Consider the following 7500-nt stretch of genomic DNA (forward strand, 5'->3'; position numbering starts at 1 on the left):
TTTTTTAATGTTTTTTATATCCACAAACTTTTTTCACACTTTTACACAGTATATCGTGTTGTGGACAAGTTTATTCCACAAGGTATTGATTTTGTGGATAACTTTCTTAAATTCATTGCTATAGCCACTTTTTTTTGATATTATAGTTGTGTTTTCACTTTGAATAAGTTTTCCACATCTTTATTTTATCCACAATTTGTGTATAACATGTGGACAGTTTTAATCACATGTGGGTAAATAGTTGTCCACATGTGCTTTTTTTGTCGAAAACCCTATCTCATATACAAACGACGTTTTTAGGTTTTAAAATACGTTTCGTATAAATATACATTTTATATTTATTGGGTTGTACATTTGTTGCGCAACCTTATTCTTTTACCAACTTAGTAAAGGAGGGACACCTTTGGAAAATATCTCTGATTTATGGAATAGTGCCTTAAAAGAATTAGAAAAAAAGGTAAGCAAGCCTAGTTATGAGACATGGTTAAAATCCACAACGGCTCATAACTTGAAGAAAGACGTATTAACGATTACAGCTCCAAATGAATTTGCTCGTGACTGGCTAGAATCTCATTACTCTGAACTAATTTCAGAAACACTATACGATTTAACAGGGGCAAAATTAGCAATTCGCTTTATTATTCCCCAAAGTCAAGCTGAAGAGGACATTGATCTTCCTCCAGTTAAGCCGAATCCAGCACAAGATGATTCAGCTCATTTACCACAGAGCATGTTAAATCCAAAATATACATTTGATACATTTGTTATTGGCTCTGGTAACCGTTTTGCCCATGCAGCTTCATTAGCTGTAGCTGAGGCGCCAGCTAAAGCGTATAATCCACTCTTTATTTACGGGGGCGTTGGACTTGGAAAGACGCATTTAATGCACGCGATTGGTCATTATGTAATTGAACATAATCCAAATGCAAAAGTTGTATATTTATCATCAGAAAAATTTACAAATGAATTTATTAACTCTATTCGTGATAATAAAGCTGTTGATTTTCGTAATAAATATCGCAACGTAGATGTTTTATTGATAGATGATATTCAATTTCTTGCTGGAAAAGAACAAACTCAAGAAGAGTTTTTCCATACATTTAATGCATTACACGAAGAAAGTAAACAAATTGTAATTTCTAGTGATCGACCACCAAAAGAAATTCCAACTTTAGAAGATCGTCTTCGTTCCCGCTTTGAATGGGGACTCATTACAGATATTACGCCGCCAGATTTAGAAACACGAATTGCGATTTTACGCAAAAAAGCAAAAGCTGAAGGGCTTGATATACCAAATGAAGTTATGCTTTATATCGCAAATCAAATTGATTCAAATATTCGTGAATTAGAAGGTGCACTTATCCGAGTTGTAGCTTATTCATCTTTAATTAATAAAGATATTAATGCTGATTTAGCAGCTGAAGCACTTAAAGATATTATTCCAAATTCTAAGCCGAAAATTATCTCTATTTATGATATTCAAAAAGCTGTCGGGGACGTTTATCAAGTGAAATTAGAAGATTTTAAAGCGAAAAAACGTACAAAATCAGTTGCGTTTCCTCGCCAAATTGCAATGTATTTATCACGCGAGCTTACAGATTCATCTTTACCAAAAATAGGTGAAGAATTTGGTGGACGTGATCATACAACAGTTATCCATGCCCATGAAAAAATTTCTAAACTACTAAAAACCGATACGCAATTACAAAAGCAAGTTGAAGAAATTAATGGTATTTTAAAGTAGTAGCTGAATAGTGTGAATAACTTACCTTGTTTTACGCACAGTCTATCCACATGTAGATAGACTGTTTTTACATCCTTTAGAGGGGTTATCCACATATCCACAAGCCCTATTACTATTACTACTATTTTTTATCCTTATTAATTAAATAAAATCTTATACTTACCGGAGGTTTTTCTTTATGCGTTTTACAATACAAAAAGACTATCTTGTAAGAGGTGTACAAGATGTAATGAAGGCAGTTTCTTCTCGTACAACAATCCCAATCCTTACGGGAATTAAAGTTGTAGCTACTGAAGAAGGGGTTACATTAACAGGAAGCGATGCTGATATTTCTATTGAATCGTTTATTCCAGTCGAAGAAGATGGAAAAGAAATCGTAGAAATAGCTCAATCAGGAAGCATTGTTTTACAAGCAAAATATTTTAGTGAGATTGTAAAAAAACTACCTAAAGACACTGTCGAAATTTCTGTGGAAAATCATTTTATGACAAAAATAAAATCTGGAAAATCAGAGTTTAACTTAAATGGTTTAGATTCTGCAGAATATCCGTTATTGCCACAGATTGAAGAACATCATGTATTTAAGATACCAACAGATTTACTTAAGCATATGATCAGACAAACTGTATTTGCAGTTTCTACTTCTGAAACAAGACCAATCTTGACAGGTGTAAACTGGAAGGTATATAACAGCGAGTTAACTTGTATTGCAACAGATAGTCATAGACTGGCACTTCGAAAAGCAAAAATTGAAGGACATAATATTGCAGATGAGTTCCAAGCTAATGTTGTTATTCCAGGTAAGAGCTTAAATGAATTAAGTAAAATTTTAGATGAGTCTGAAGAAATGGTAGATATCGTTATTACGGAGTATCAAGTATTATTCCGTACAAAACATTTATTATTCTTCTCAAGATTGTTAGAAGGAAATTATCCTGATACGACACGTTTAATTCCGGCAGAGAGTAAAACGGATATTTTTGTGAATACAAAAGAATTCCTACAAGCAATTGATCGTGCTTCACTATTAGCAAGAGATGGCCGCAATAACGTTGTTAAATTATCAACTTTAGAGCAAGAAATGCTAGAGATTTCTTCGAATTCACCAGAAATCGGAAAAGTTGTCGAAGAAGTACAATGTGAAAAAGTAGATGGAGAAGAGTTAAAAATATCTTTTAGTGCAAAATATATGATGGATGCATTGAAAGCTTTGGATAGTACAGAGATTAAAGTTAGCTTTACTGGGGCGATGAGACCGTTCTTAATTCGTACAGTAAATGATGATTCAATTATTCAATTAATTTTACCGGTTCGTACTTACTAGGTAAGGAATAAGGGTTGCTAGTTTAAAGATGCTAGTGGCCCTTATTTGATTTTTGGGTATTACTTTCCTAATGCTAGTTTATTTAGTACAATGAAAGAATGAACACTTTCAGAAAGTGAGCGATTTTATGAAACGTATTAAAATTTCAACAGAGTATATTACACTAGGACAATTTTTAAAGTTAGCTGATGTAATTGATACAGGTGGCGCTGTAAAATGGTTTTTACAAGAATATGAAGTGTACGTGAACAACGAACTTGAAAATAGAAGAGGTCGCAAACTATATGCGAATGATGTTATTGAAATTCCAGGAAGCGGAACTTTCCAAGTTCAGCCATAAAGGGGGAGCCCTTTGTTTATTTCAGAAATACAATTAAAAAACTATCGCAATTATGAAAAATTAGAGCTTTCCTTTGAAGATAAGGTAAATGTAATTATCGGCGAAAATGCACAAGGGAAAACAAACTTGATGGAAGCTATTTATGTTTTAGCGATGGCAAAATCTCATAGAACCTCTAATGATCGCGAACTTATCCGCTGGGATGAAGATTTTGGTCAAATAAAAGGGAAATTACAAAAAAGAAATAGTTCTTTGTCTTTGGAATTAAATATTTCGAAAAAAGGTAAAAAGGCAAAATTAAATCAACTTGAACAACAAAAGTTAAGTCAATATATTGGCGTGATGAACGTTGTCATGTTTGCCCCAGAAGATTTAAATCTTGTAAAAGGAAGCCCTCAAGTAAGAAGACGCTTTTTAGATATGGAATTAGGACAAATAGCTCCTGTATATTTGTATGAATTAAGTCAATATCAAAAGGTGCTCACGCAACGAAATCACTTGTTGAAAAAAATGCAAGGGAATAGTAAGAATGAGGAAACGATGTTGGATGTATTTACACTTCAACTAATTGAGCATGGTGCGAAGATACTGCAAAAACGTTTTGAATTTTTGCATTTGCTACAGGAATGGGCAGCTCCAATTCATCGAGGTATAAGCCGTGGATTAGAAGAGTTAGAAATTGTCTATAAACCAAGTGTAGATGTATCAGAATCAATGGATTTGTCGAAAATAAAAGAAGTATACTATGAAAGTTTTCAATCTGTGAAACAACGTGAAATTTTCCGTGGTACGACTTTAATTGGTCCTCATCGTGACGATTTACAATTCTTCGTTAATAGTAAAAATGTTCAAGTCTTTGGTTCTCAAGGACAACAACGAACGACCGCACTATCCCTAAAATTAGCTGAAATTGAATTGATTTATTCAGAGGTTAAAGAATATCCAATCCTTTTGTTGGATGATGTTTTATCAGAATTAGATGATTATCGTCAATCACATCTTTTAAATACAATTCAAGGAAAAGTGCAAACATTTGTTACAACGACGAGTGTCGACGGAATTGAACACGAAACATTAAAAGAAGCGAAAACAATTCATGTAACGAACGGCACTGTAGATTGTGAAATAGATAGGGAATAACCCCTGTTTAAATGGAAAAGTAGGTGATCTTTGTGTCAATGGAACAAAAGCAAATGCAAGAAAATGCATATGATGAAAGTCAGATACAGGTGCTTGAAGGACTAGAGGCAGTTCGGAAACGCCCTGGTATGTATATTGGATCTACAAGTGGAAAAGGGCTTCACCATCTTGTGTGGGAAATCGTAGATAATAGTATTGATGAAGCACTTGCAGGTTATTGTGATGAAATTAATGTTAGTATCGAAGAAGATAATAGTATTCGTGTAACGGATAATGGGCGTGGTATTCCAGTTGGTATACAAGAAAAAATGGGACGTCCAGCTGTAGAAGTTATTATGACTGTTCTCCACGCCGGTGGTAAATTTGGCGGTGGCGGTTATAAAGTTTCCGGTGGTTTACATGGTGTTGGGGCATCGGTTGTAAATGCTCTATCAACAGAACTAGAAGTATTTGTACATCGTGAAGGTAAAATTCATTACCAAAAATACGAAAGAGGTATTCCGGTTGCGGATTTAAAAGTCATTGGTGACACAGATCAAACAGGAACAATAACTCGGTTTAAACCAGATCCGGAAATTTTCCAAGAAACAACAGTATACGATTTTGATACGCTAGCAACTCGTATGCGTGAATTAGCGTTTTTAAATCGTAATATTAAATTAACAATTGAAGATAAACGTGAACATAAGCAAAAGAAAGAATTCCATTACGAAGGTGGAATTAAATCATACGTTGAGCATTTAAATCGCTCAAAACAACCAATTCATGAAGAGCCTGTGTACGTAGAGGGTTCAAAAGATGGTATTCAGGTTGAGGTTTCTCTTCAATATAACGAGGGATACACAAATAATATTTACTCATTTACGAATAACATCCATACGTATGAAGGTGGTACACATGAGGTAGGTTTTAAGACAGCTTTAACTCGTGTAATCAACGACTATGGTCGTAAAAACAGCATTTTAAAAGATGCGGACAGTAATTTAACTGGTGAGGATGTTCGTGAAGGTTTAACAGCAATTGTATCAATTAAGCATCCAAATCCACAATTTGAAGGACAAACGAAGACAAAACTTGGGAATAGTGAAGCAAGAACGATTACAGAGTCTGTATTCTCAGAGGCATTTGAAAAGTTCTTACTAGAGAATCCTAATGTAGCGCGAAAAATTGTAGAAAAAGGTACGATGGCTGCACGTGCACGTGTAGCTGCGAAAAAAGCGCGTGAATTGACACGTCGAAAGAGTGCGTTAGAAGTTTCAAGTTTACCTGGTAAATTAGCTGATTGCTCTTCGAAAGATCCAGCAATTAGTGAAATTTACATCGTAGAGGGTGACTCTGCCGGTGGATCTGCAAAACAAGGACGCGATCGTCATTTCCAAGCAATTTTACCGTTGAAGGGTAAAATTATTAATGTTGAAAAGGCACGCTTAGATAAGATTTTATCAAATGATGAAGTTCGTACAATTATTACGGCGATTGGTACAAATATTGGTGGAGACTTCGATATTGAAAAAGCACGCTATCATAAAGTTATTATTATGACCGATGCCGATGTTGATGGTGCGCATATTCGTACCCTATTATTAACGTTCTTCTATCGTTATATGCGTCAAATAATTGAGTGTGGATATATATATATCGCACAACCACCTTTGTTTAAAATACAACAAGGTAAAAAAATTCAATATGCTTATAATGATAACGAACTTGAAAAAATATTAGCTGAGCTACCGGCCCAGCCAAAACCAGGAATTCAACGTTATAAAGGTCTTGGAGAGATGAATCCAACTCAGCTATGGGAGACGACAATGGATCCAGAAGTACGTTCGTTACTTCAAGTTTCTCTTCAAGATGCAATAGAAGCAGACGAAACGTTTGAAATTTTAATGGGCGATAAAGTGGAACCACGTCGTAACTTTATTCAAGAGAATGCAAAATACGTGAAGAACCTTGATATTTAAATGAGTAATGACAGGAATCTAAGTATTCCTGTCTTCTACATATAAATCAATGTATGTGTAACGGAAATGTAAGAGGAGGTGCTCGTTGATGTCAGACAATCAACAACAAGCACGAATTCGAGAAATTAATATTAGTCATGAAATGCGTACCTCATTTTTAGATTACGCAATGAGTGTTATCGTATCTCGTGCATTACCAGATGTTCGTGATGGGTTAAAACCTGTACATCGCAGGGTTTTATATGCGATGAATGATTTAGGAATTACAGCTGATAAAGCGTATAAGAAATCAGCACGTATTGTCGGTGAAGTAATCGGTAAGTATCACCCTCATGGTGATTCAGCCGTTTATGAAACAATGGTACGTATGGCGCAAGATTTTAGTCAACGTTATATGCTTGTAGATGGGCATGGTAACTTCGGTTCTGTAGATGGAGATTCAGCAGCGGCAATGCGTTATACAGAGGCAAGAATGTCTAAGATTTCTATGGAATTAATACGTGATATTTCAAAAAATACAATTGATTATCAAGATAACTATGATGGTTCCGAAAGAGAACCGATAGTATTACCAGCGCGTTTCCCTAATTTATTAGTAAACGGTACAACAGGTATTGCTGTTGGTATGGCAACAAATATACCGCCGCATCAGCTTGGCGAAGTAATTGATGGTGTGCTGGCATTAAGTCATAATCCTGATATTACTATCGCGGAATTGATGGAATATATTCCCGGTCCAGACTTTCCGACGGCAGGTTTAATTTTAGGAAGAAGTGGAATTCGAAGAGCTTATGAAACAGGTCGCGGTTCCATTATGCTTCGTGCTAAGGTTGAAATTGAAGAGAAGTCAAACGGTAAACAATCTATTATCGTAACTGAACTACCTTATCAAGTTAATAAGGCACGATTAATTGAAAAAATCGCAGAATTAGTTCGCGATAAGAAAATTGAAGGTATTACAGATTTACGTGATGAATCAGATCGTAATGGT

6 protein-coding genes (1 of these 6 only partly in view) are annotated in these 7500 nt (G+C 35.0%); all 6 read left to right on the top strand.

What is annotated here, in order from left to right; genetic code table 11:
- Positions 1-403: 403 nt before the first annotated feature.
- Positions 404-1744: a chromosomal replication initiator protein DnaA gene (gene dnaA, locus AXW78_RS00005; RefSeq protein ID WP_000428017.1), complete on the top strand. Its 1341-nt coding sequence runs from the start codon at positions 404-406 to the stop codon at positions 1742-1744.
- A gap of 178 nt (positions 1745-1922) precedes the next feature.
- The gene (gene dnaN / locus AXW78_RS00010; protein WP_001212884.1) at positions 1923-3068 is read left to right on the top strand and encodes a DNA polymerase III subunit beta; all 1146 of its coding nucleotides are present in this window, start codon (positions 1923-1925) and stop codon (positions 3066-3068) included.
- A gap of 127 nt (positions 3069-3195) precedes the next feature.
- Positions 3196-3408, top strand: a complete 213-nt coding sequence (gene yaaA, locus AXW78_RS00015) for a S4 domain-containing protein YaaA (protein WP_000821365.1) — start codon at positions 3196-3198, stop codon at positions 3406-3408.
- 12 nt (positions 3409-3420) lie between these two features.
- Entirely contained in the window at positions 3421-4548 is a 1128-nt protein-coding gene (gene recF, locus AXW78_RS00020; RefSeq protein WP_000470745.1) for a DNA replication/repair protein RecF, read from the top strand.
- 38 nt (positions 4549-4586) lie between these two features.
- Positions 4587-6509: a DNA topoisomerase (ATP-hydrolyzing) subunit B gene (gene gyrB / locus AXW78_RS00025; protein ID WP_000435983.1), complete on the top strand. Its 1923-nt coding sequence runs from the start codon at positions 4587-4589 to the stop codon at positions 6507-6509.
- A gap of 88 nt (positions 6510-6597) precedes the next feature.
- On the top strand, positions 6598-7500 hold the 5' portion of the coding sequence (gyrA, locus tag AXW78_RS00030) for a DNA gyrase subunit A (protein WP_001282864.1). It continues 1569 nt past the right edge of the window; 903 of the gene's 2472 nt are visible here — the first part of the coding sequence; its start codon is at positions 6598-6600; the stop codon falls past the right edge of the window.

Origin of the sequence: Bacillus thuringiensis (assembly GCF_001595725.1) — a bacterium.
Classification (GTDB): Bacteria; Bacillota; Bacilli; order Bacillales; family Bacillaceae_G; genus Bacillus_A; species Bacillus_A thuringiensis_K.